Annotated in this window: 23 protein-coding genes; 14 read left to right on the top strand and 9 right to left on the bottom strand. The window is 63.7% G+C overall.

Translation table 11 applies throughout. The features are described from left to right. Window positions 1–132: 132 nt before the first annotated feature. From ugpA to OW493_RS16655, 6 genes are all read left to right on the top strand, one after another. On the top strand, window positions 133–1,008 hold the full coding sequence (ugpA, locus tag OW493_RS16680) for a sn-glycerol-3-phosphate ABC transporter permease UgpA (RefSeq protein ID WP_289864946.1): 876 nt from the start codon (window positions 133–135) through the stop codon (window positions 1,006–1,008). Beyond that, on the top strand, window positions 1,008–1,853 hold the full coding sequence (gene ugpE / locus OW493_RS16675) for a sn-glycerol-3-phosphate ABC transporter permease UgpE (RefSeq protein ID WP_084209256.1): 846 nt from the start codon (window positions 1,008–1,010) through the stop codon (window positions 1,851–1,853). The genes ugpA and ugpE overlap by 1 nt, the downstream gene beginning before the upstream one ends. A gap of 131 nt (window positions 1,854–1,984) precedes the next feature. Continuing rightward, window positions 1,985–3,094 carry a sn-glycerol-3-phosphate import ATP-binding protein UgpC gene (locus tag OW493_RS16670; protein ID WP_289864945.1) on the top strand — a complete coding sequence of 370 codons (1,110 nt, stop codon included), beginning with the start codon at window positions 1,985–1,987 and terminating at the stop codon, window positions 3,092–3,094. A 192-nt stretch (window positions 3,095–3,286) separates the two neighbouring features. Continuing rightward, window positions 3,287–4,078: a glycerophosphodiester phosphodiesterase family protein gene (locus tag OW493_RS16665; protein WP_289864944.1), complete on the top strand. Its 792-nt coding sequence runs from the start codon at window positions 3,287–3,289 to the stop codon at window positions 4,076–4,078. Between the two features lie 7 nt (window positions 4,079–4,085). Further along, entirely contained in the window at window positions 4,086–4,871 is a 786-nt protein-coding gene (locus OW493_RS16660) for a DeoR/GlpR family DNA-binding transcription regulator (RefSeq protein ID WP_167593051.1), read from the top strand. 55 nt (window positions 4,872–4,926) lie between these two features. Continuing rightward, window positions 4,927–5,736: an HAD-IIB family hydrolase gene (locus OW493_RS16655; protein ID WP_084209799.1), complete on the top strand. Its 810-nt coding sequence runs from the start codon at window positions 4,927–4,929 to the stop codon at window positions 5,734–5,736. Between the two features lie 175 nt (window positions 5,737–5,911). Here the strand turns inward: OW493_RS16655 and trpC are convergent, their stop codons facing one another. The 5 genes from trpC to OW493_RS16630 form a co-directional block, all read right to left on the bottom strand. Further along, a complete protein-coding gene (gene trpC, locus OW493_RS16650) occupies window positions 5,912–6,739 on the bottom strand; it encodes an indole-3-glycerol phosphate synthase TrpC (RefSeq protein WP_191236610.1) in 828 nt (275 codons plus the stop codon). Further along, window positions 6,739–7,785 carry an anthranilate phosphoribosyltransferase gene (trpD, locus tag OW493_RS16645; protein ID WP_289864943.1) on the bottom strand — a complete coding sequence of 349 codons (1,047 nt, stop codon included), beginning with the start codon at window positions 7,783–7,785 and terminating at the stop codon, window positions 6,739–6,741. Before trpD ends, trpC begins: the two co-directional genes overlap by 1 nt. A 75-nt stretch (window positions 7,786–7,860) precedes the next feature. Beyond that, a complete protein-coding gene (locus tag OW493_RS16640; protein WP_077371419.1) occupies window positions 7,861–8,496 on the bottom strand; it encodes an aminodeoxychorismate/anthranilate synthase component II in 636 nt (211 codons plus the stop codon). 322 nt (window positions 8,497–8,818) lie between these two features. Then, entirely contained in the window at window positions 8,819–10,306 is a 1,488-nt protein-coding gene (trpE, locus tag OW493_RS16635) for an anthranilate synthase component I (RefSeq protein WP_077373081.1), read from the bottom strand. Window positions 10,307–10,413: 107 nt separating this feature from the next. After that, window positions 10,414–11,061 (bottom strand): phosphoglycolate phosphatase, encoded by a 648-nt coding sequence (locus tag OW493_RS16630; RefSeq protein ID WP_176502909.1) that lies wholly within the window; start codon window positions 11,059–11,061, stop codon window positions 10,414–10,416. A 466-nt stretch (window positions 11,062–11,527) separates the two neighbouring features. Between OW493_RS16630 and OW493_RS16625 the strand changes: the two genes are divergently transcribed. Beyond that, window positions 11,528–12,829 carry an NAD(P)/FAD-dependent oxidoreductase gene (locus OW493_RS16625; protein ID WP_077371416.1) on the top strand — a complete coding sequence of 434 codons (1,302 nt, stop codon included), beginning with the start codon at window positions 11,528–11,530 and terminating at the stop codon, window positions 12,827–12,829. Between the two features lie 79 nt (window positions 12,830–12,908). Here OW493_RS16625 and OW493_RS16620 read toward each other — a convergent pair whose 3' ends face one another. After that, complete coding sequence (locus OW493_RS16620; protein ID WP_136938365.1) at window positions 12,909–13,250, bottom strand: GIY-YIG nuclease family protein; 342 nt, start codon at window positions 13,248–13,250, stop codon at window positions 12,909–12,911. A gap of 7 nt (window positions 13,251–13,257) precedes the next feature. Then, window positions 13,258–13,965, bottom strand: coding sequence for a ribulose-phosphate 3-epimerase (gene rpe, locus OW493_RS16615; protein ID WP_077373074.1), 708 nt, complete (start codon window positions 13,963–13,965; stop codon window positions 13,258–13,260). 368 nt (window positions 13,966–14,333) lie between these two features. Between rpe and ggt the strand changes: the two genes are divergently transcribed. From ggt to OW493_RS16600, 3 genes are all read left to right on the top strand, one after another. Beyond that, window positions 14,334–16,004: a gamma-glutamyltransferase gene (gene ggt / locus OW493_RS16610; protein WP_289864951.1), complete on the top strand. Its 1,671-nt coding sequence runs from the start codon at window positions 14,334–14,336 to the stop codon at window positions 16,002–16,004. A gap of 132 nt (window positions 16,005–16,136) precedes the next feature. Further along, entirely contained in the window at window positions 16,137–17,402 is a 1,266-nt protein-coding gene (locus OW493_RS16605; protein ID WP_279855215.1) for an MFS transporter, read from the top strand. A 157-nt stretch (window positions 17,403–17,559) separates the two neighbouring features. After that, window positions 17,560–18,162: a YajG family lipoprotein gene (locus tag OW493_RS16600; RefSeq protein ID WP_077371405.1), complete on the top strand. Its 603-nt coding sequence runs from the start codon at window positions 17,560–17,562 to the stop codon at window positions 18,160–18,162. Between the two features lie 139 nt (window positions 18,163–18,301). Here OW493_RS16600 and tmpT read toward each other — a convergent pair whose 3' ends face one another. Both tmpT and OW493_RS16590 read right to left on the bottom strand, forming a co-directional pair. Further along, entirely contained in the window at window positions 18,302–18,985 is a 684-nt protein-coding gene (gene tmpT / locus OW493_RS16595; protein WP_240499588.1) for a thiopurine S-methyltransferase, read from the bottom strand. A 70-nt stretch (window positions 18,986–19,055) separates the two neighbouring features. Beyond that, window positions 19,056–19,742, bottom strand: a complete 687-nt coding sequence (locus OW493_RS16590; protein WP_307722825.1) for a TIGR04211 family SH3 domain-containing protein — start codon at window positions 19,740–19,742, stop codon at window positions 19,056–19,058. 810 nt (window positions 19,743–20,552) lie between these two features. On the opposite strand from OW493_RS16590, the gene miaB reads away from it, so the two are divergent. The 4 genes from miaB (at window position 20,553) to OW493_RS16570 (ending at window position 25,011) form a co-directional block, all read left to right on the top strand. Then, window positions 20,553–21,902 (top strand): tRNA (N6-isopentenyl adenosine(37)-C2)-methylthiotransferase MiaB, encoded by a 1,350-nt coding sequence (gene miaB, locus OW493_RS16585; RefSeq protein ID WP_077373068.1) that lies wholly within the window; start codon window positions 20,553–20,555, stop codon window positions 21,900–21,902. 240 nt (window positions 21,903–22,142) lie between these two features. Further along, window positions 22,143–23,237, top strand: a complete 1,095-nt coding sequence (locus tag OW493_RS16580; RefSeq protein ID WP_077373065.1) for a PhoH family protein — start codon at window positions 22,143–22,145, stop codon at window positions 23,235–23,237. A gap of 122 nt (window positions 23,238–23,359) precedes the next feature. Beyond that, a complete protein-coding gene (ybeY, locus tag OW493_RS16575; RefSeq protein WP_176493268.1) occupies window positions 23,360–23,974 on the top strand; it encodes an rRNA maturation RNase YbeY in 615 nt (204 codons plus the stop codon). Between the two features lie 128 nt (window positions 23,975–24,102). After that, a complete protein-coding gene (locus OW493_RS16570) occupies window positions 24,103–25,011 on the top strand; it encodes a transporter associated domain-containing protein (protein WP_077371396.1) in 909 nt (302 codons plus the stop codon). Window positions 25,012–25,058: the final 47 nt, after the last annotated feature.

The raw sequence follows: 25,058 nt of genomic DNA, 5'->3' as shown, positions 1-25,058 counted from the left end.
GGAAAGCGCACCCGATACCGGTGCCCTTTCCCTTCTCTCCCGGCTTGATGGCGCATGGTCGGCCGAATCCGCGCCGACCATGCGCACACGACTGACGTGATCAGTCCCTCTTCCTTGCGAGACCTCTGCTGCATGGCCCATTTCAATCGACATCCCTTCACGCCGTGGATCCTGCTGGCTCCCCAGCTGATCATCGTCGGCGTGTTCTTCTTCTGGCCGGCCCTCCAGGCCATCGAACAGGCTTTCTATATCGAGGATGCCTTCGGGCTTTCACGTGAATTTGCCGGACTTACCAACTTCCTCGCGGTCCTCGGCGAAGCCGAATATCTGGAGACCCTGTGGACGACGGTCTACTTCTCGTTTGCCGTCGCCTTCGGCGCCATGGCACTCGCCCTTGGGCTGGCCGTGCTGGCAGACCGCGTGCTGCGTGGCGCCAGCACCTACAAGACCTTCCTCATCTGGCCCTATGCCGTCGCACCTGCCGTGGCCGGCGTCCTGTGGCTGTTCCTGTTCGACCCGACGCTCGGCATCCTGCCGGAACTGCTGTCCGCCATCGGCATCGACTGGAATCACAACCTCAACGGCAACCAGGCCATGCTGCTGGTGGTACTGGCCTCGATCTGGAAACAGATGAGCTACAACTTCGTGTTCTTCCTCGCAGGTCTCCAGGCCATCCCCAAGAGCCTGCTGGAAGCGGCCGCCATGGATCGCGCCGGCCCCTGGCGACGTTTCTGGACCATTACCTTCCCGCTGCTCTCCCCGACCAGTTTCTTTCTGCTGGTGATGAACGTGGTCTACGCCTTCTTCGAGACCTTCGGCACCATCGATGCCACCACCTCGGGTGGTCCGGGCGGCTCGACGCGCACCCTGGTCTACAAAGTGTATGAAGACGGTTTCGTCGGTCAGGATCTGGGGTCGAGTGCCGCCCAGTCGGTGTTGTTGATGGTCATCGTCGGCGTGCTGACGCTGATCCAGTTCAAGTATGTCGAGAAGAAGGTGCAGTACTGATGCGCTACAACCGTCCCGGGCTTGATATCGCAAGCCATGCGCTCTTGATCGTCGGCTGCGCGCTGTTCTTCCTGCCGGTGTGGATCGCCTTCAGCGCCAGCACCCACGAGATGGGCGACCTCTACTCCAACGTCGCCCCCGTCTGGATAGGCGAGGCAGGATTCGACAACTACCGCCACCTGCTGGAAGACCCCGTCAGCAGTCTCGGCGCCGACGTGATGACCTTGCTGTTCAATTCGATGCTGATGGCACTGGGCATCGCCATCGGCAAGATCATCATCTCGGTACTGGCGGCCTATGCGATCGTGTTCTTCGAGTTCCGCTTCCGCAAGCTGTGCTTCTGGCTGATCTTCATCACCCTGATGTTGCCGGTGGAGGTGCGCATCCTGCCGACCTTCAAGGTGGTGGCCGACCTCAACATGCTGGACAGCTACGCGGGCCTGATCCTGCCGCTGATCGCCAGCGCTACCGCGACCTTCCTGCTGCGCCAGTTCTATCTGACCATCCCGGCGGAACTGGTCGAGGCGGCACGCATCGATGGCGCCGGGCCGTGGCGCTTCCTCAAGGACATCCTGCTGCCGCTGTCGAAGACCAACATCGCGGCACTGTTCGTGATCATGTTCATCTACGGCTGGAATCAGTACCTGTGGCCGCTGCTGATCACCACGGATGCCGACTACCTGACCATCGTCGTCAGCCTCAAGCGCATGCTGACCACCGGCGACGGCCTGGTGCCGTGGCAGGACGTCACCGCCACCACGCTGCTGGCCATGGGGCCGCCGGTGCTGGTGATCCTGTTCATGCAGCGCTACTTCATCAAGGGGCTGGTGGACAGCGAGAAGTGACCTTCTCTCGCCCCGGCACCTCGTGATTCGCGCCCCTTTTACCTGACGCCTTGCGCCCGGCCACCTGATTCCGTTCCGCCGTGATGGGCCGCTCTCACGCCTGTCACGGCACCGCTTTGGATATTCATCTCATGGCAACACTGACACTCAAGCAGCTCAAGAAGCAGTACCCCAATGGCTACCAGGCCCTGCACGGCATCGACCTGGAGTTCGGTGAGGGCGAGCTGATCGTCATCGTCGGCCCTTCCGGGTGCGGCAAGTCCACCCTGCTGCGCACCCTGGCGGGGCTCGAGGATATCTCCGAAGGCGACCTGGAGATCAACGGCAAGCGCGTCAATGACCTGGAGCCCGCCGAGCGCGATATCGCGATGGTGTTCCAGAACTATGCGCTCTACCCGCACATGAGCGTGTTCGACAACATGGCCTACGGCCTCAGGAACCGTCGCACGCCCAAGGACGAGATCCAGCGCCGCGTCAGCGAGGCCGCCGAACTGCTGGGCCTGACCGAACTGCTCGATCGTCGTCCCAAGCAGCTCTCCGGCGGTCAGCGTCAGCGTGTCGCCATGGGGCGCGCCATCGTGCGCAAGCCGCAGGTATTCCTGTTCGATGAGCCGCTCTCGAATCTCGATGCCAAGCTGCGCGTGCAGATGCGCCTCGAGATCCGCCGCCTGCAGAAGCGCCTCAAGGTCACCTCCGTCTATGTCACCCATGACCAGACCGAGGCCATGACCCTGGCAGACCGCCTGGTGGTGATGAATGGCGGCCACGTCGAACAGTTCGGCACGCCGATGGCGCTCTATGACCGACCCGCCAGCCAGTTCGTCGCCGGCTTCATCGGCTCGCCTGCCATGAACTTCCTGAGCGCCACCCGTACGGAGGCAGGCCTCTCGCTGCCCTGCGGCGCGCGCCTGGCATTGCGACCGGCGGCCAGGGAACACGAGGCGACTCCCATGGACGCCGCACTGACGCTGGGCATCCGCCCGGAACATCTCGAGGTTCTGCAGCCGGACAGCCCGCTGCCACCGGGTGCCGCGGAGCTTGTGGCCCGCATCGAGCTGGTCGAGCCACTGGGCGCGGACACCCTGGCGTACTGCCGACTGGACGGCCAGGCGGAGCCGCTGGTGGTGAGACTGGACGGCGAGCATGCCGTCGCCGAGGAGCAATGCCTGCGCCTGGCCATTCCGCCTGCACGCGCGCATCTGTTCGGTGCGGATGGCAAGCGCCTGGCAACTCACGAGTGATGGAGCACCTGGCCTGCGCACGAGTCGCCACAGCGAAACCTGCAGCAGGACCTGGAGCGGAACCTGTCGCGAAAGGCACATGCACACAAAAGTGATTGCCCCCGTAGCGTCATCATCGGATGGTAACAAGGACACGCCGGGTGCTCGTCCTGACGCGTCGAGCCTGACACCATCCACCAACGAGGTTCATCGATGTCATCATCTTTCTCCCACGGCACATCACTTGCATTGCCAATGACCATCGCTCACCGCGGGTTGTCCGCCTATGCGCCGGAAAACACGCTCAGCGCCATTCGCGCCGCCCACGAGGCCGGCCACCAATGGGTGGAGCTGGATGTCCAGCTGCTCAAGGATGGCACTCCTGTCATCTGGCACGATGCCAGCGTCAATCGTTGCTCCGATGGGCGTGGGCGGCTGAGAAACCTGGATCTGGCAGCGGCCCGGGCGCTGGATGTAGGCAGCTGGTTCAGTGCCCGCTTTGCCGGGGAACGCATGGCGACACTCGAGGAAGCCCTGGCATTGATCGCCTCGCTGAGCATGGGGCTCAATCTCGAGCTCAAGCTGAGTCCGGGGCACGACACTCGAGCACTGGTCGAGAAAGTCGTGCCCATGGCGGTCGGGGCGCTGCCCGTCGGGCGGCTGATTCTCTCGTCATTCGACCCGCAAGCCCTGCGCATGAGCCGGGAACGTGACGGCAAGGTGATGATCGGGCTGCTCTACGACGCCATTCCTGACGACTGGGAGGCATTGGCCGAGGACGTGAAGGCAGTCACCGTACATGCGGACTGGCGTGCACTGACACGTGTCGCGGCGAGTCGCGTCACGGCCACCCAGCGCAAGCTGCTCTGCTACACGCCCAACGATGCCGCGGCCTTCTCCCCTCGCTGGGCCTGGGGGGTCAGTGCCGTCATCAGCGATGACCCCGGTATCTTCTCCGAGCAGGACCTTGCGCAGTCTCCCTGTACCGAACGCACCTTGTCATGAGATCGCCATGAGCCAGTCACTGGAGACATTGAGCCCGCGCCAGCTGCGCATTCTCGAGCGCCTGGCGCGAGACGGCCAGTTGAGCGTCGAGCCGCTGGCCGTGGACTTCGAGGTCACACCGCAGACCATACGCCGCGATCTCGGCGTGCTGTGTGATCTCGGACTGGCGCGACGGCGTCATGGCGGCATCGAACGTCCGCTGGGTGGACACAATCTGGGCCACACCCAGCGCAGCATGCTGGCGAGACCGGCCAAGCAGGCCATGGCGGCCCAGGTCGTCGCCGAGATACCCGATGGCGCCTCGCTGGCACTGGGAATCGGCACCAGCGTGGTGGCTGTCGCCGAGGCACTGATCGCCCGGCGCGGCCTGCGCGTGATCACCAACAACCTGCAGGTGGCACAAGCGCTTTCCAGCCACCCGGATGTCAGCGTGCAGCTTGCCGAGGGCCAGCTTCGCCCTCGGGATCTCGATGTGGTCGGCAGCGCCACCGTGGCCTTCTTCACCCGGCATCAGGTGGACATCGCCGTGCTGGGATGTGGCGGGCTGGATGCCGAGGGGCTGCTGGATTTCGACCCTGAAGAGGCCGCCGTCAGTCGCGCCCTGCTCAGGCATGCCAGACGCCGCATCCTGGTCACCGATGCCAGCAAGTGGGGGCGTGCCGCCATGTGCCGGATCGGCCCGCTCACCGATATCGATCTGCTGATCACCGACAGCCCCCCACACGCCAGCGAGCACCAGATGGCGTTGACCGAGGCGGAGGCTCACTCACTGCAGGTGATGTACCGCCAATGAATCACTCAGCCCCCGCCCCTGTGGCCCACCGCTCACGAGGATGATCGGAATCACCATGCAAGCCTTCGCTCACTGCCCAGCCACCACCCTGTCCGGCATTCGCTACCTGCTGACCGACATCGATGACACCCTCACCCGGGAAGGGCGACTCGATGCCTCGACATTGGCGGCACTCGAGCGCCTGGAGGCAGCCGGCATCAAGGTCATTCCGGTCACGGGCGGCTGTGCCGGCTGGTGCGATCATATCGCCAGGGCCTGGCCAGTGGCCGCCGTGATCGGGGAGAACGGCGCCTTCGCCTTTCAGCGCCAGGGGCAGCGGATACTCACGACCTGGTGGGAGGACGAAGCACGTCTGCGCGCGCGTCAACGCCATGTGATGACGGTGGCGCGCCAGCTGCTGCTCAACCACCCCCAGGCCGCACTGGCCCAGGACCAGCCCTTCCGCTACGCGGATGTCGCGGTGGACCACTGTCAGGCCGTCAGCCCGCTGTCGCAGGCACAGATCCACGCCATCATCGCCGGCTTCACGGCCGCCGGCATTCAGGCGCGTGCCAGCTCCATCCATATCAATGCCTGGCAGGGTGACTTCGACAAGGCACGCATGGCCGTGCGAGTCCTGACCGAGACCTTCGGACTGGACCGCATGCAACTGGAACAGGAGGTGATGTACGTCGGCGATGCCCCCAATGACGCGCCGATGTTCGCTACCTTCCGGCATACCGTGGGCGTCGCCAATATCCTCAAGCATCGTGCAGCGCTGGGCTGGGAGCCCGCCTGGCTGACCCGCCACGGTCATGGCGCCGGGGTCGAGGAAATCGCCGATGCCCTGCTCGGGTCACATGCAGCCATCGACAGCGGACACTGAAACTGCCGAGCGGCTGCACTGGTCGTACTGAGCCTGCCAGACCGAGTCCTTCGAGCTGAGCCCGTCGAACTGAGCTCACCAAGCTTGACCTGGCGACATGAAAAAGCCCGTCTCGGCATTCCTAGACGGGCTTTTGTTATCTTAAAGATAACAATATTACCAAAGTACAGACTGTCTACTGTGGAAAGAACAGCCCACGCAAGCCTTCACCCGGGTCTTCGAAGCGCATGAAGGCCTCGCCCACCAGGAAGCCGTGGACACCACGGTCACGCATCTTCGCCACATCCTCACGGGTGTGGATACCTGATTCGGTCACGACGCGCACCCCCGATGGCATGTCGGTCAACAGGTCCAGCGTCGTCTCCAGTGAAGTCTCGAAGCTACGCAGATCACGGTTGTTGATTCCGACCAGCTCGATCCCCAGCGCCAGCGCACGCTTGAGCTCCTCGCCATCATGCACCTCGACCAGCACATCCATGCCCAGCTCTCGCGCCTGATCATGCAGAGCACTCAGGCGTGCATCGTCCAGTGCCGCGACGATCAGCAGAATGCAGTCGGCACCGATGGCACGCGCCTCGAGCACCTGATAGGGATGAATGATGAAGTCCTTGCGGATCACCGGGATCGAGACGGCGTCGCGCGCCTCGATCATGAAGTCCTCATGCCCCTGGAAGAAGTCGGCATCGGTCAGCACCGACAGGCAGGCAGCGCCGGCCTGCTCATATGCCACGGCGATCTCGGCCGGCGCGAAGTCTTCACGAATCACGCCCTTGGAGGGAGAGGCCTTCTTCACCTCGGCGATGATGGCCGGCTCACCGCGATCGATACGAGATGTCAGCGCCTTGATGAAACCACGCGGCGCACTCTGCTTCTCGATCAGCGTCTGAAGGTCCGCCTCGCCCACCGCCGCACTGCGCTCGGCGATCTCTTCTTCCTTGCGCGCCAGAATTCTGGCCAGGATGGTCGGCAGCGCCTTGTCAGTCGTCTGTTGCTCGGTACTCATCAGCGGGTCGCTCCTTCATCATTGACCTGGGCGTAGACACGGGTGAAATCGGCAAGCTCCTTCATCTTCTCGAAGGGCAGCTTGCTGGCCTGCACGTCCTCGGCAATATTGACGCCTTCCTTGAGACTGTCCGCGATACCGGCCACGTACAGGGCCGCACCGGCATTGAGCGCCACGATATCGCTGGCCGGCCCCTCGTCTCCGCGCAGCGCCTGCTGCACCAGCTTCAAGCTCTCGGCAGACGTCGCGACTGCCAGCGAATCCAGCGACTGGCGCGCGATACCGAAGTCTTCCGGCGCGATGCGGTATTCGCGGATCTCGCCATCCTTGAGCTCATTGACCAGGGTCGGCGCCGCCAGCGAGATCTCGTCCAGACCGTCATCGCTGTGCACCACCAGCACATGCTCGGCCCCGAGACGCTTGAGCACCTCGGCCATCAGCGGCACCAGCGCGGGGTCATACACGCCGAGCACCTGACGGGTAGCGCCAGCCGGATTGGTCAGCGGACCCAGGATGTTGAACATGGTGCGCACCCCCATCTCGCGACGCGGACCGATCACGTGCTTCATGGCAGCATGATGATTGGGCGCGAACATGAAGCCGACCCCGATATCATCGATGCAGCGCGCGACCTGTTCGGCATTCAGCGCCAGATGGATGCCAGCCGATTCGAGCAGATCCGCACTGCCGGACGACGAGGAGACACTGCGGTTGCCATGCTTGGCCACATGCCCACCGGCGGCGGCCACGACGAAACTTGCGGCAGTGGACACATTGAACAGATTGGCCCCATCTCCGCCGGTACCCACGATGTCCACCGCATCGGTGGCGCGCACCGTGACTCGCGTCATCAATTCACGCATCACCTGCGCGGCAGCGGCCAGCTCATCGACCGTCTCGCCTTTCATCGACAGGGCCATCAACAGCGCCCCTATCTGCGCCTGGGTTGCCTCGCCGGTCATGATGGCCGTCATGACCGCATGAGTGTCGTCGTAGCTCAGGTGCTGGCGGCGCATCACGGCGCCAATCGCCTCACGCATCTGCATGTTGTGTCTCCGCAGACGCCAGCCTCGGCGGCTGACGCATGAAAATGAAATATGACTCTTGCGATCTGCATCCGCTCAAGCGGCTTTCTCGACCTCGCCGCGACGCAGGAAGTTAGCCAGAAGCTCATGACCCTGCAATGTGAGGATCGACTCGGGGTGGAACTGCACACCCTCGACATCAAGCTCGCGATGGCGCAGTCCCATGATCAGCTGCGGGGTGACATCGTCGTCTCCCGTCCAGCTGGTGACGACAAGACACTCAGGCAGACTGTCGCGCTCGACGACCAGCGAGTGATAACGCGTGACTTCCAGCGGCTCGGCCAACGCGGCGAAGACGCCACTGTTGTCGTGATGGACGGCGGAGGTCTTGCCATGCATTACCTGAGGGGCACGCACCACCTTGCCACCGTAGACCTGACCGATGGCCTGATGGCCGAGACAGACCCCCAGGATCGGCAGCTTGCCGGCAAAGTGACGGATGACGTCCAGGGTAATCCCGGCCTCATTGGGCGTGCACGGCCCCGGCCCCAGCACCAGATGCGTGGCACCGAGCGCCTCGATCTGCTCGAGCGTGATGGCGTCATTGCGCACGGTCAGCACTTCGGCCCCAAGCTCGCTCAGATACTGGACGATGTTGTAGGTGAAGCTGTCAAAGTTGTCGATCATCAGCACGCGTGGCGCGCTGGCGTCCTGCGAAGTGAATGCCTGCATGGTCAGTGTCCATTCTCGGGAGCGGATCCGTGCCGTGATTCACCGGCCTGCCCGCCCTCCTTTGGTGTCGTTCCCGCCGTCCAGCAACAAAAATGCCGCCCTGGTCGGCGGCATTCTTCTGGTCGTACGTCCTCGAACTTCAGACATGCGAAAGCCGCCCCGTTGTCAGGAGCGCCACCACTGCTGGTTGAGGTCGTGCGGGTTACGTAGCGTCATGGGTCAATAGTGCGTTGAGCCGTTGGGAGTGTCAATCACATGCGACATTGCAGGGAGCGGCCCCGCAAGGCCGCCGGGCCACTCCCTGTCGTGCATGGCGCGGCAATCAGTCCAGGTTGTCCAGGCCACGCTCCGCCATCGCCACGGCACGGAACAGTGCGCGCCCCTTGTTGAGGGTCTCGTCCCACTCGGACTGCGGGACGGAATCCGCGACCACCCCGGCACCGGCCTGGACGTGAAGCACCTGATCCTTGAGCACGGCGGTACGGATCGCGATCGCGGTATCCATGTTGCCGTGCCAGGAGAGATAGCCCACCGCACCCGAGTAGATGCCACGCTTGACCGGCTCCAGCTCGTCGATGATCTCCATGGCGCGAATCTTCGGCGCGCCGGACAGCGTGCCCGCCGGGAAGGTGGCACGCAGCACGTCCATCGGCCCCAGCCCTTCCTTTAGCTTGCCGGTGACGTTGGAGACGATGTGCATGACGTGGGAGTAGCGTTCCACCACCATCTGGTCCGTCACCTTGACGCTGCCGGTCTGACTGATGCGCCCGGCATCGTTGCGGCCCAGGTCGATCAGCATCAGATGCTCGGCGATTTCCTTGGGGTCCGAGAGCAGATCCTTCTCGAGCGCCAGATCCTCCTCTTCGGTGGCACCGCGTACGCGCGTCCCGGCAATGGGACGCACCGCGACTTCGCCATCCTCGAGACGCGAGAGAATCTCGGGCGACGAACCGATGACGTGATGGTCATCCAGATTGAAGAAGAACATGTACGGCGAGGGATTCAGACTGCGCAGCGCACGATAGAGATCCAACGGCGCGGCACGGTAGGGAATCGACATGCGCTGGGACGGCACGCACTGCATGACATCACCGGCCAGCACGTATTCCTTGATCTTCTCGACCGCGCCCTTGAAGCCTTCCTCGGTGAAGCCGGAAGTGAAATCGGTCTCCTGGACCGGATCACCGCCGGTACCGGGGCTGACGGTATTCAGCGTGGCGCTGCGCAGCTGGATCTCGAGGCGCTCGAGACGCTCGCAGGCTGCCTCGAAGGCATTGGGTGTCTCGGGGTCGGCATGGGTCAGCAACGTCAGGCGGCCAGAGAGATTGTCGAAGATCACCAGCTCGTCGGCCACCATCAACAGGATATCCGGCACGCCCAGCGGGTCCGGCTTCTCGACGCCCCGCAGGCGCGGTTCGATGTAGCGCACGGTGTCATAGCCGAAGTAGCCGACCAGCCCGCCATTGAAGCGCGGTGCGCCCTCGATGACCGGCACCCGGAAGCGCGTCTGGAACTGCTCGATCCACTCGAGCGGATCTTCCACCTCGGTCATGCCGGTCTGCTCGCCATTGACCAGATGCGCCACGACCTGACCACGCACCTCGATGCGCTCACGGCACGGCAAGCCGATGATCGAATAGCGCCCCCACTTCTCGCCGCCCTGCACGGACTCCAGCAGGAAGGTCCACGGCATGTCAGCCAGCTTGAGATAGGTGGACAGCGGTGTGTCGAGGTCCGCCAGCACGTCACGAGTAACGGGAATGCGGTTGTAGCCTGCCTCGGCCAGTTCAGCGAAGTGTTGTGGGGTCATCATGACCTGCAGTTCCTTCCACGGAGGGGGCGTTGCCGGTACGCGACCGGCTTGTCTGGCGTCAGTCTATCATCGCGTGCCGGTGGCGGCAGCGCTGTCTGGCAGGCTCAGCCTGCGACGACCAGCTCGGCCAGGGACTCGACGATGTGATCCGGATGACTGCGCGCGATCGGCTCACCGTGGTTGTAGCCGTAGGGCACCGCCAGCGTCCGGAAACCGGCGGCGCGACCTGCCGCGATATCGTGACGTGAATCCCCGACCATCAACGCCTCCCGCGGCGCGACCCCCAGGCGCTCGGCCGCGAACAGCAACGGCGCGGGGTCTGGCTTGCGCGTCGGCAGGCTGTCGCCCCCCAACGCCAGCGCGAAGTGTTCCGCCAGCGAGAAATGCGAGAGCAGCGGTTCGATGAAGGTTTCCGGCTTGTTGGTGATCAGCACCACGACCACACCGGCCTGATGCAACCCCTCCAGACAGTCACGCGCACCGGGATATAGCCGTGTACGCGAGCTGGGGTCCGCGGCGTAATGCGCCAGGAAGCACTGATGCGCGCGCTCGACCCGCGTCAGATCATCCGTCGCCAGACCATGCGCCTCAAGCGCTCGCTCCACCAGCACCCGCGCGCCATTGCCGACGAAGTCGCGCACGCGCTCTTCCCCGAGTGCCGACAAGCCTTCATCGACCAGCATCCTGTCGATCGCGTTGGCAAGATCCGGCACCGAGTCGATCAGGGTGCCATCCAGATCGAAGGCCACCATCTTGATGCCCCGCAATGCCGGATGCGCCAGCCCGTGATCGAGGCTCTGTACCTGCTCGGGTCGGGGCCCGAGAGCGTCCCCGCCACGCGCGGTATCGCAGGGCGTGGAAGTGGAATGAGACGCGGTCTGGACAGACGCCTCGTCGGAAGTCTGCGTTACCGTCTTTTCGCTCACCTGGCCTCCTGAGATCACTCGCTGAATCCGGCTGTCACGGGACGAGAATCGTCCGCCATTCATCCACGCAACGCATGGTTTCATCTGTTTTGTTGGAAAAATCCGTAAAAAAATTACATTCCTTCACCCTGCCACTATTAGCACGCCAGCGGTCACGTTACCATAGCGCCATTCAGTCGACCGTCCCTCCGGGTGTGGCGCCAGTGACAACGAAAAAACGCGCAACCCGACGCTCCGGCGACAGCCAGTTTCTGCTTGTCCTTTTCGATCTTGTCACTCTCAGGAGCTCTCCATGGCTATTCCCCGCATCGTGGTTGTCGGCGGTGGCGCCGGCGGTCTGGAACTTGTCACCAAGCTTGGCCACAAGCTGGGTCGCAAGAAGAAAGCCGAAATCATCCTCATCGATCGCAATTCCACGCATATCTGGAAGCCTCTGCTGCACGAAGTGGCCACCGGCGTGCTGGATTCCGGTCTTGATGAGGTGTCCTACCAGGGCCATTCCAAGGCCCACGGCTACAAGTTCCAACGCGGGACTCTCGAAAGCCTGGAGCGCGAAGAGAAGCAGCTGACACTGGCGGCCATCCACGATGCCAACGGCACCGTACTGCTGCCCTCGCGCACCCTGAGCTATGACTATCTGGTGCTGTCGCTGGGCAGCGTGTCCAACGACTTCGGTACCCAGGGCGTCGCTGAGCACTGTCACTTCCTGGACAGCCCGCAGCAGGCCGAGAAGTTCCGTCGCGACATGCTCGACACCTTCCTGCGCTTCAGCGCCAATGGCGACAAGTGTGAGCGCCAGCAGCTCAACGTCGCCATCATCGGCGCCGGCGCGACCGGGGTCGAACTGTCCGCCGAGCTGTTCGATGCCTCAAAGATGCTGCACAGCTATGGCTTCTCCTCGCTGGAGGATCGTCAGGTCAAGGTGCATCTGATCGAGGCCGCTCCCCGCATCCTGCCGGCCCTGCCGGAGCGCATCGGCAAGCCGGTCGCCAAGGAGCTGACCCGGCTCGGTGTGGACATCCACACTGACACCCGCGTGACCTGTGCCGACGAACGCGGCATCACCACGGCCGATGGCACTCTGATCGAGGCGGATCTGAGCGTATGGGCCGCCGGTATCCGAGCGCCGTCCTTCCTGTCGGAGCTGGGCCTGTCCACCGAGCGCAACCACCAGGTCAAGGTCCACCAGACCATGCAGAGCATCGACGATGACGCCATCTTCGCGCTCGGCGATTGCGCCAGCTGCCCGCAGCCGGATGACAAGCGCGTGCCGCCACGCGCCCAGGCCGCTCACCAGCAGGCCAGTCTGATGGTCAAGAATCTGCGTGCGGCAATGGACAACAAGCCGCTGAAGGAATTCGTGTTCAAGGATCACGGCTCGCTGATCTCGCTGGCGCACTTCGATGCCGTCGGCTCGCTGATGCGCGGCGCCTCCGCACGCTCGTTGTTCATCGAAGGCCGCCTGGCCAAGTTCTTCTACGCCTCGCTGTATCGCATGCACCAGATGGCGATCCACGGCGTGATCAAGACCGGCATGACCGTGATCGTGGATGGCCTGAATCGCTACCTGCGTCCGAAGATGAAGCTGCACTGATCACCTGTTCAGAACGAAAACGCCCCCGACGGTCTCCGTCGGGGGCGTTTTTCGTTCTGGCACTTGTGCGTTCAGGCACTTACCCGAGCAGGCTCTCCAGCGTCAGTTCGCCGGCAATCAGGCGCCGCTTGGCGGAGACACTCAGCTGCTTGACGCGGTACTCGAGCTTGAGTGCCCGCGAGCGATCCCCGACCGCTTGTTGATAACACAACGTCAAGGGCCCCTTGCCACGCAGGGCACGCGCGCCCCGCTTGCCGCCGGCATGCTCGCTCAGGCGACGCGTCACATCAGTACTGATGCCGGTATAGAGGCGTCCCTGGGCCGTCTCGAGGACATACAGCCACCACTCGGATGGCGTCTCGCCTGTCTGCGCCGCCGCGTCCGCGATACACGGTTCTCCCGGCACAGTCGCTTCCGGCATGGCCGGATCAGCCACGCACGCTGGCAAGCTCGGCACGCAGTTTCGCCAGTACGCTGTCATAGCGGTTGGCATCGCTGTCGCTGCGCGCATTGAAGATGGCGGAACCCGCGACGAAGGTGTCAGCCCCGGCACGCGCGATCTCGGCGATGTTGTCGACCTTCACGCCACCATCGATCTCGAGACGGATGTTGTAGCCGGAGGCATCGATGCGCCGGCGCGCTTCACGCAGCTTGTCCAGCGTTCCGGGGATGAAGGACTGCCCGCCGAAGCCCGGATTGACGCTCATCAGAAGGATCATGTCGACCTTGTCCATCACGTAATCGAGATAGGACAGCGGCGTGGCCGGGTTGAACACCAGGCCGGACTTGCAGCCCGCGTCACGGATCAGTTGCAGCGAGCGATCGACGTGATCGGAGGCTTCCGGATGGAAGGTGATGAAGCTGGCGCCTGCCTCGGCGAAGTCGCCGATCATGCGATCCACCGGGGTGACCATCAGGTGCGCATCGATCTCTGCCGTGATGCCATAGTCACGCAGCGCCTTGCACACCATCGGACCGATGGTGAGGTTGGGCACGTAATGATTGTCCATCACGTCGAAGTGCACGATATCCGCACCGGACGCCAGCACATCCTCGACTTCCTGCCCCAGGCGGGCGAAGTCGGCAGACAGGATCGACGGGGCAATCTTGAAATCATTCGGCAGTAGATCAGACATGTCATCAGGCGCCATCAGCAAGTGGAAGAGGCATTTTACGTCACCCTCTCACAAAAGACAGGCACTGTGTGAAGCGTCAGGCTGTCCCGGCACCAGCGCTTCCGTTCCCCTCTGCGCGACGGACGCCGTCGTCATCGAGGTTGAAATTGGTGCATTAGCATCTGATAGTAAAACGGTTCGTCTGGGTAGCCACTCCCGATGCGACTCACGACAGCACGTGGCGCGCGCGTCACCGACGCCATGCAGCGACTCCAATAACGATAAAGGGACTACCACTCATGTTCGACACCCCTTGTGCAGCACGCAAGCGTCTGAAGACCTTCGCCGCGGCGGCACTACTGCCTCTGGCAGGTCTGCTGCCCGCCGCGATGCCGGCCGCCTTCGCGGACAGCAGCGCGATTCTGGAAGGCGAGCGTTTCCATCCGGTGGAAGGCAAGCATGGCATGGTCGCCACCAGCCATTACCTGGCCTCACAGGTCGCACGTGATGTCCTGGCGGAAGGCGGCAATGCCGTCGATGCCGCCGTGGTGGCCGGCTTCGCGCTGGCCGTGACCCAACCCCGCTCCGGCAACATCGGTGGCGGCGGTTTCATGCTGGTGTCCGATGAGAAGACCGGCAAGGTGGTCGCCATCGATTACCGTGAGAAAGCTCCGGCTGCGGCCAGCGAGACGATGTTCCAGGACGAGAATGGCGAAGCCGTGGCCGAGTGGTCTCGCTTCACGCATCGCGCTGCGGGCGTCCCCGGCACCGTGGCCGGTCTTGCCAAGGCATTGGAGGACTACGGCACCCTGACGCTCGAGCAGGCACTGGCTCCGGCCATCAAGCTGGCGGAAGACGGTTTCGTCATCCCGACCCGCTTCGCCAAGGGGCTGAGCGATGCCAAGGACCGCCTCGCCAAGTGGGACAGCACCGCCAAGGTGTTCTACAAGGCAGACGGCAGCAACTATCAAGCTGGCGAGCTGTTCAAGCAGCCGGAGCTGGCCGCGACGCTCAAGCGTATCGCCGCCAATGGCCCGCGCGAGTTCTATGAAGGTGAGACCGCCAGGCTGATCGTCGCCGAGATGGATCGCCATGACGGCATCATGACGATGGATGACCTGAAGGCCTACGAGCCGGAAATCCGTGAGCCGGTCCATGGCACCTATCGTGGCTACGACATCTTCTCGATGAGCCCGCCCTCCTCCGGCGGGGCGCACATCGTCCAGATTCTCAACATGCTCGAGGGTGACGACATCCAGGCGATGGGCTTCAATTCCGCCGCCACCATCCACGTGATGGCCGAGGCGATGCGCCGTGCCTACGCCGATCGCTCCGAGTATCTGGGCGACACCGACTTCGTCGATGTGCCGCTGGCCGGCATCACCTCCAAGGACTACGCCAAGGAGCTGCGCGGCCAGTTCGACATGAACCAGGCCACGCCGTCCAGCGAGATCAAGCCCGGCAAGCCGCAGCCCTATGAATCCAACCAGACCACCCACTTCTCGATCGCCGATGGCAATGGCCTGGCCGTCTCCAATACCTACACCATCAACTTCAGCTACGGCTCCGGCATCGTGGTGAATGGCGCAGGTTTCCTGCTCAACAACGAGATGGATGACTTCTCCGCCAAGCCAGGCGTGCCCAATGCCTATGGCCTGATCGGTGGCGTCGCCAACAAGATCGAGCCGGGCAAGCGCATGCTGTCCTCCATGAGCCCGACCATCGTGATGAAGGATGGCAAGAACTTCCTCGTCACCGGCAGCCCCGGCGGCTCGCGCATCATCACCACCACGCTTCAGGTGCTGATGAACGTGATCGATCACGGCATGAACATCCAGTCGGCGGTCAGCGCTCCGCGCATCCACCACCAGTGGCTGCCGGATGAGATCCGCATCGAGGCGGGCATCAGTCAGGACACCATCCGCCTGCTCGAGGCGATGGGCCACAAGGTCGTCACCAAGGACGCCATGGGGGCCATCCAGTCCGTGATGATCCAGGACGGCACCTTCTATGGCGGTGCCGACCCGCGCCGCTCCACCTCCTCGGCCATGGGGCTTTGAGCGAGGCCACTCGCGCTGCGCCTGACGCTCTGAGCGATGCGTCATCTGCCTGACTGGTCAGGACCTGCGATACGGGCGACACTCCACGGTGTCGCCCGTTTTCATGTCGCTCGCGCTCAACCAGGTGCTCTCTTGTCCTCCTCAAAGTCTCTTTCCTCGGCCGATGCCCGTTGGCGGCAACTGGCCAGCCGTTACCCCGTCGCCCTCATCGCGCTGGCTCAGCTGTTCGGCACCAGCCTGTGGTTCACGCCCAATGCCGTGCTGACGCCAATGCTGGCGAGCTGGAACTTTGCCGGCGAGAGCGCTGGCGCCCTGGGGCAACTGACCTCCTCGGTACAGGGCGGCTTCATCGTCGGCACCCTGACCCTGGGGCTGGCGGGACTGGCAGACCGCTTCGCGGCACGCCACCTGTTCATGGCTTCGTGCCTGCTGGGGGCGCTGACCAACCTGGCGCTCATCCTCGCGCCGGGGCTGTTGAGTGCCTCGGCGCTGCGCGTGCTGACCGGCCTGGCGCTGGCCGGCATCTATCCCATCGGACTCAAGCTGATGGTACAGACGGCCCCGGACCGCGCCGGAGCTGCACTGGCCTGGCTGGTCGGCATGCTGGTGCTGGGCACCTCGCTGCCACATGGCCTGGCTGCCCTGCAACTCAGTGGCAGTTTCTCGCTTCCCTGGGGGGCGGCGATCGGCATGGCCTCGCTGCTGGCCGTGGCCGGGGCTGGACTGGTGGCCTTGCTGCCCGCTGTCGCCCCGCCCGCACCAGCGCCTGCCTCGACGCAGACGTCCTTGCTTGCCCGCGCGACACGAGGGCTGGCCGCCTGGCGTCATCCCGGTTTCGTGCGCGGCGCGCTGGGCTACTTCGGCCACATGTGGGAGCTCTATACGCTGTGGGCATTGGTGCCGCTATTGCTGACGACCATGGCCAGACTCAACGGCCTCTCACTCTCGGCCACGCAACTGGCACTGCACAGCTTCATGGTGATCGCGGTGGGCGGGCCCGGTTGCGTGGTCGGAGGCTGGCTGTCGCGCACCCGCGGGAGTCTGTGGGTCGCGCGCCTGGGATTGGCGGGCTCGGTGATCCTCACCCTGCTGTTCGTCGGTGCCATGCAACTCGAGGCCGGCTATGGCCTGCTGCTGGGCCTGCTGGCGCTCTGGAGTCTGATGGCCGTGATCGATTCCCCGCAATTCTCCGCGCTGGCGGCCGGCGGCACGCCCGTCGAGCTGCAGGCCAGTGCGCTGGCCTTGATGAATGCCATCGGTTTCAGCCTGTCACTGGTCTCGATCGCCCTGCTGACCCCGCTGATCGCCGCACAGGGCAGCCTGTTGCTGCTGAGCATTCTGCCCGGCCCCTTGCTGGGGCTGCTGGCATTGACGCGCCGGGTGCCGCCCGGCCAGTGAGCGTCGCCGAACGGGAACAGCCATGAGCCAGAATTTCCACTACTCACCCGGCGCGATCTGACCCTATACTCGCGCCCATCAATCCGGGAGCCTGCCATTCAGCCGGCTCTCGTGATCCTTCCACTGTTGACCGGCCACCGGCCCGGGAGCCCGAACGATGATGCGACACCTGCGTATTACCTGCATGAGCGTGGCCTTGATGGCCACGACCGCGCTACTCAGCGCCTGCGGCACCAGCCCGCAACGCCTGTACGTCAACCCGCAGGTTGGCGAGATGGGGGTGGTCGGCCATGGCCAGCAGGTGGTGGTGGAAGTGCGCGACGAGCGACCCTCTGAGCGCATCGGCACCCGTGATGGTGCCACCAACGCCTCCAGCTATCTGGTGGTCCCGACCGGCGATCTGACGCCCAAGCTGGAGGCACAGGCCATCAGCGCCCTGCGCCGCATGGGCTTCGTGCCGGTGACCGCCGAGCAGGCCAATGCCGGCGCCACCGAACTGACCCTCTCGCTGACCGAGCTGGCCTATGGCGTGAAGCGCGGCGGTCTGCTCACCGACACCGCGGCACTCAACGGAGTGATCCAGGCGGTCGCGGTCTCCGGCAAGCAGCGCTACACCGGCAGCTATACCGCCACGCGTGATCAGGGCTACGCCCTCAAGCCCAGCCAGGAGAAGAATACCGAACTGGTCTCTCTGGTGATCGGGGATGCCCTGACACGCGCCTTCCAGGACACCACCCTGATCCGCCAGCTGGACCAGTAAGTCCACTCGGGAGACGCGTCAAGCAGCCCCGCACCACCTGCTCGTCCAACGAAAACGCCACCGCCGCCCAATGGGCGGCGGTGGCGTTTCACGAGATGAGGCAGACCCGCCAGGTATCGCGGCGAGGTGGATCAGTCACTCACTCTCTGGGCCCCTTGCGCACCAGCGCCCAGACCGTCTCGCGCAGACCACGATCATCCGGCGCACGGCGCTCCAGCACCTCCAGCGTGAAATTGGCGCCCAACAGCCGCCGGATCTCCGCCTCCGAGACATGAAACGGCGGCCCTTGTTCACGCTCTGTGTCACGCTCGAGACTGATCAACAGGCCGCGAGCGCCGGGCGGCAACAGCTGAGCCAGATGGAAGGCATAACGCTGACGAGTCGCCTCGGGCAGTGCAATCAGCGCCGCACGGTCATAGAAGGCATCGAGATGATCGACATGATCGATGTGGAAGTGGAAGAAGTCTCCGCACCACAGCTCGACCGGCCCCTGACGGAAGCATTCGAAGTGATCCAGTCGATAGCGCGAGACATCCCCGACTCCCTCGGCCACGAAGGCCTCACAGGCCTGACGCGCAAGCTCGATCCCCAGCACCGGATGCCCCTGAGCCGCCAGCCAGCGCATGTCCAGACTCTTGCCACACAGCGGCACCAGCACCTTGGCCTGGGGCGCGACGTCGAGACGCGGCCACCAGCGCTCCAGCGCCGGATGGGGCGCCGGCAGATGAAACCCGATCCGGCCTTCGGCCCAACGCGCAAGCCAGGGGTCACTGGCCGGGGCATTGCCTGACATCAACGCTGACACGGGGTCATCTGCTGACATGGGAGAGCCCTCCTGGAATCTGGAGATGCCCGAGTGCGGCGACACTCGGGCGAGTGGAGACCTTCACGAATTACAGGAAACCGTGACGCTTCTTCTTGCGGCGCGGCAGGTGCGGCACGATCAGGCCGACCAGCAGTCCGGCACCGGCCACACCACCGCCATACATGAAGTAACGCATCAGCAGGTCCTGCTTCTGGGTGTCCAGCAGCGCCTGCATCTTGCGCATCTTGCTGCGGGCCTGCTCAAGCTCCGCGGACTGGCTGTTGCTGGAGGCTTCCAGCTCCTCGATGCGCGCCTGACGCGTCTCGAGGCCAGCCTTCATGTCCGAGACCCGGGTTTCCCACTCGTCATTGATGCCATCGAGCCTGGCCGTAAGCTCCTTGACCTTGCTGCTGAGGGCCGGCACACGCGCATTGACGCTGCGCGTGTCCTGAAGGTCGGCGGAAGGCAGCCAGACCACGTCACCGCTGGCGGTGCGGATCTTGCTGTAGTCATTCTGGACGTCGAGCAGCTCGACCGGCTGCCCGGCCTCCACCGTGCCCACGATACGGTAACCATCGGTGGGGCCGCTGCGCACGAAGGTGGTGAGATTGTCAGAGACCCAACGCTCGCTCGCGGCATTGGCCAGCGGTGCAGACAGTCCCAGCATCAGGCTGCCGGTGACGCCAAGCCCAAGCAAGGCACGGCGCAATGAGCGCAGGCTCACGCTGCCGAGTGAACGAAGGGAAAAGGTGCTGAGAGTGAGTGATCGCATCATGTCGCGTTCTTCATGGGTGTCTGAGGGCGGTGGTCGCCGCTGACGAGCAGGCATCGGAATCGAGGCTTCCGAACGCATCTGCCGAACACCGTCGACCGCTTGTCGGCATGCCGTGACATGCCTTGATCTGCCCATGCGCTGTCTGACAGGTTGCGTGACGCGAGGCTTCCTGCCTGACATCACTATACCGCTGGGACGTAGTAGATATTTCGCTGTCATCAGACATCCACACTTTCTGTGGATAAGTCTTGGGACAACGTGACGATGGAAGGTCCGCGCACGGCGAAATGCCTGCCCCGCCAACAAATCGTTTATTTTTTGACCAGCACCAGTGCCGCCACTGTCGGCATGAAAACCTCAATAAATCAAGCTATTGACAGCTGCCTGTTTGCCCTGCAACACGGGCTTGAGACGGATATCACACGCGGACGTCGCCAATCTGCCCGTGAGGATACCACAGCCACCCTCAGCCTGAAGCCATGCGTGCAAGCCTCTCGCCACTCCCGTCCCGCCCCCGACATTTCCATGAGAAACCCCAGAGCTTGCAGGGGCCGCCACGGTCTGAGGGCTGGCCGCATGCCCGTCAGACTCCTATACTATGCCGTCCTGATTTCGGCTCAGGCACGCAGTGAGCATCACGTCTCAAGGCTGCCGAGCCCTCGATTCCCGCCAGGCTCAGGCCTCGGGGCTCATTCATCACAAGTCGCGCCCCTTCTCCTGACCGCTTCTCAAGCCCTCCGCCACCCAAGGTGTCGAGAGCCGGGAGTGAACGAAGGTTCGGCGCGCAGCTCAGAGCGTTCACACAAGGCAATGGCGAAGAAACTCTTCATCAAGACCCACGGCTGCCAGATGAACGAGTATGACTCCGCGCGCATGGCGGATCTGCTCGGCGAATCGCACCAGATGGAAGTCACCAGCGACGAATCCGAGGCAGACGTCATCCTGCTCAACACCTGCTCCATCCGCGAGAAGGCGCAGGAGAAGGTGTTCCATCAGCTGGGACGCTGGAAGAAGCTCAAGGAGAAGAATCCGGACCTGGTGATCGGTGTCGGCGGCTGCGTGGCCAGTCAGGAAGGCGACAACCTGCGCAAGCGCGCGCCACATGTGGACATGGTCTTCGGCCCGCAGACCCTGCACCGCGTGCCGAAGATGCTCAATACGCGTCGCGAGAGCCTCAAGCAGATCTCCGTGGTCGACGTGACCTTCCCGGAGATCGAGAAGTTCGACAACCTGCCCGCGCCCAAGAGCGACGGCGCCAGCGCCTTCGTCTCGGTGATGGAAGGCTGCTCCAAGTACTGCACCTTCTGCGTGGTGCCCTACACCCGTGGTGAGGAAGTCTCCCGCCCCTTCGAGAAGGTGATGGATGAAGTCATCCATCTGGCCGACCAGGGTGTGCGCGAGATCAATCTGCTGGGCCAGAACGTCAATGCCTACGCCGGCCTCAACCTGCTGGGCGAGGAGATCGACCTGGCCGAGCTGATCAGCTGCGTGGCGCAGGTCGAGGGGATCGACCGCATCCGCTTCACCACCTCGCATCCGCTGGAGTTCAAGGACTCGCTGATCGAGGCCTTCGGCGAGATCCCCGAGCTGGTCAGCCACCTGCACCTGCCGGTGCAGTCAGGCTCCAACCGCATTCTGGCGGCGATGAAGCGTGGCCACGAGCGTGATCTCTACATCGACAAGCTCGAGCGCATCCGTGCACTGCGTCCGGACATCAGCTTCTCTTCCGACTTCATCGTCGGCTTCCCGGGCGAGACGGATCAGGACTTCATGGACACCATGGACCTGATCGGCCAGATCGGCTTCGATCATTCCTTCAGCTTCATCTACTCGGCGCGCCCCGGCACCCCGGCGGCCAGCCTCGAGGATGATACGCCCGAGGAGGTGAAGAAGGAGCGCCTGATGATCCTGCAGGAGCGCATCAATCAGCAGGCGATGCAGATCGGGCGCAAGATGGTCGGCACCACCCAGCGCATTCTGGTCTCCGGGTTCTCGCCGCGTGATCCGGGCCTGCTGTCCGGGCGCACCGAGAACAATCGCGTGGTCAACTTCCGCGCCGCCAACCCGACCGAGCTGATCGGCTACCTGGTGGATGTCGAGATCACCGAGGCCTATCCCAATTCGCTGCGTGGCGAGCTCGCCTCTCCCTATCGCTATTGATCACTCGTCGCCCCAGGGATTGACGAGGCGCCATCAGCCCCCACTATCAAGCGGATAGCCACGTTGGCCGTACAGGACAATTGCCCTGTACGGCCATCGCGCATTAAGCTCTTCTCAACGACGTGGCAGCCGGGTTTCACTCAGGTGAATTCCTTGCCCACCGCGACTCACGCATTCACCTGCATCAGGACATTCGACGCCTTGAGCCACCAGCCCCAGCAAGCCAATCGCATTCTCAACATGACGCTCGAGCCGGCAGACCCACAGCGTCTGGCCAGCCTGACCGGTCAGCGCGACGAGCACCTCAAGCTGATCGAATCCCGACTCGGTGTCACCCTGCGCAACCGCGGCAACGACTTCCAGATCGCCGGCCCCTCGGCTGCCGTCAAGGCCGCAGCCAACGTGCTGGAGCACCTCTATCGCGAGACCGGTGCCGGGGAAGTCGATGCCGAGACCGTCCATCTCTTCCTGCAGGAATCCGGTGTCGAGGCACTGGTGGAAGCCGCGGAAGACCAGGACGTCAGCTACGGCGACGTGGTGATTCGTACTCCCAAGGTGCTGGTCCGCCCGCGCGGCTTCAACCAGCAGGGTTACGTCACCGAGATGCGCAACCACGACATCAACTTCGGCATCGGCCCGGCCGGTACCGGCAAGACCTATCTGGCCGTCGCCGCTGCGGTGGAAGCGCTCAACAATCAGGAAGTGCGCCGCATCCTGCTGGTGCGTCCTGCGGTCGAGGCCGGCGAGAAGCTCGGCTTCCTGCCCGGTGATCTGGCCCAGAAGATCGACCCCTACCTGCGCCCGCTCTATGACGCCCTCTACGAGATGCTCGGCTTCGAGCACGTCAACAAGATGATCGAGCGCCAGATCATCGAGATCGCCCCGCTGGCCTACATGCGTGGCCGGACGCTCAACAATGCCTACATCATTCTCGATGAGTCCCAGAACACCACGCGCGAACAGATGAAGATGTTCCTGACGCGCATCGGTTTCGGCTCCACCGCCGTCATCACCGGGGATGTCTCGCAGGTCGACCTGCCGCGTGGTACCCAGTCGGGCCTTGCGCACGTGCTGGAAGTGCTCAAGGACACCCCGGGGATCAGCATTACCCGCTTCCTCGCCAAGGACGTGGTGCGTCACCCGCTGGTGCAGCGCATCGTCGAGGCCTACGACAGCTTCGAGGCCGAGGAAGAGAAGCAGGAAGGCGAGCGTCGCGAGAAGCGCCAGGCCGAGCGCGAAGCGCGCATGGCGGCACTCAATGCCCAGGGCAGCACGCCGCCCTTCGAGAACAGCTCGTCCAGTGACAGGCCCTCCGGCAATGGGGGTGCTCAGTGAGCCAGGCACCTGCCGTGGTCGTGGACCTGCAACTCGCTGTCACCGAGAGCGAGATCGATGGCCAGCCGTTGCCGGCGAGCCATCAGCTCGAGGCCTGGGTGGCCGCGGCGCTGGCAGGGGCCATGGCCGATGACGCCCTGCAGAGTGACGGCGAGGCGGATGACACCCCCTACGAGCTGACCGTGCGCCTGGTGGAAGAGGAAGAAAGCCGCGGGCTCAACCGCGACTATCGCGGCAAGGATTCCTCCACCAATGTGCTGTCCTTCCCGCATGAGCCACTGGATCTCGACGACTTCGCCCTGCCGGCCGAACTGGCGGAGCGTTTCGCCGAGGAAGCTCCGGGATTCGATGACGGTGAAGACGCCGGCCTCGACGGCCAGCCTCAGGGCGACGCCGCTGACGACGATGTCATGCTGGAGTCAGGTGGCGTGGGGGATGCTGAGGCGCCGCAGACCCCGGAACTGATGACGGCTGAGGATGAGGCCGCGGATGAGGCGGACGACGCCTCGCGCTTTCTCGGCGACCTCGTCATCAGCGTACACGTCGTGGCGCGGGAAGCGGCCGCTCAGGGCAAGTCCCTCGAGGACCATTTTGCCCATATGCTCGTGCATGGCACCTTGCACTTGCTAGGTTATGACCATATCGAGGACGATGACGCCGAGCATATGGAAGCCCTCGAGCGTGACGTGCTGGCAGGGCTGGGCATTGCCGACCCCTACCGGGAAGAGAATCAATGATGCCGATGCCCTTTCGCATCGGCAGCACCCGCCGTCGGGTAATGCCTGGTTCGTCCAGGCGTCACCCGGCAGCCCCGATACCCCCACGACGATGGGGTATCGCCACCGAGGAAAAGAGAAACTAACGCATGAGCGAAGACCGATCGGGAAGCCATTCGAAATCCTGGCTCGATAAGCTGTTCGGCGCCTTCTCAAGCGACACCGACGAACCCAGCTCCCGCAGTGAGCTGCTTCAGTTCCTGACCGAGGTAGGCCCACGCCTCAATCTCGATCAGGATGCGATTGCCATCATCGAGGGCGCGCTGGAAATCAGTGACCAGCAAGTCCGCGAGGTGATGATCCCCCGCTCCCAGATGCAGGCCATCCAGGTCGATCAGCGTCCTGAGGAGTACCTGCCGCTGATCCTCGAATCGGCGCATTCCCGCTATCCCGTCATCGACGAGAACCTCGACGAGGTGCTCGGCATCCTGCTGGCCAAGGACCTGCTGCCGCTGATCCTGCAGAACGACAGCGAGCGCAAGCGCTTCGATCTACGCGAAGCCATCCGTCCGGCCATGTTCATCCCGGAGTCCAAGCGCCTCAACAGCCTGCTCAAGGAATTCCGCGAGACCCGCAATCACATGGCGGTGGTCATCGATGAATACGGCGGCACCGCGGGCCTGATTACCATCGAGGACATTCTCGAGCAGATCGTCGGCGACATCGAGGATGAGCACGACACCGATGAGGATGAGGATATCCGTGAGCTGGGCGACGGCCAGTTCGCCGTCAGCGCCCTGACCACCATCGAGGACTTCAACGAGCACTTCGCCACCGACTTCCCGGATGAAGAGTTCGATACCATCGGCGGTCTGATGATCCAGCGCTTCGGTCACATGCCACGTCGCCAGGAGTCGACCGACTTCGCCGGCTGGCGCTTCACCGTGCTCAATGCCGACAACCGTCGCATTCGCCAGGTGCAGGTCTGCCGCCTGGAAGATGCCACCGGTGATGCCCCGCCCTCCGCTGAGCATCGCGCGCACATCAGCGGTGAGTGACCCATGGCGCTGATGCCAGGCTGAATCGATAGAGGACAATGCCAGAC

The sequence above is a fragment of the Cobetia sp. 14N.309.X.WAT.E.A4 genome (assembly GCF_030397495.1).
Classification (GTDB): Bacteria; Pseudomonadota; Gammaproteobacteria; order Pseudomonadales; family Halomonadaceae; genus Cobetia; species Cobetia marina.
Note: the sequence above shows the minus strand (reverse complement) of the source record. Positions and strands in the feature narration are given on the sequence as shown.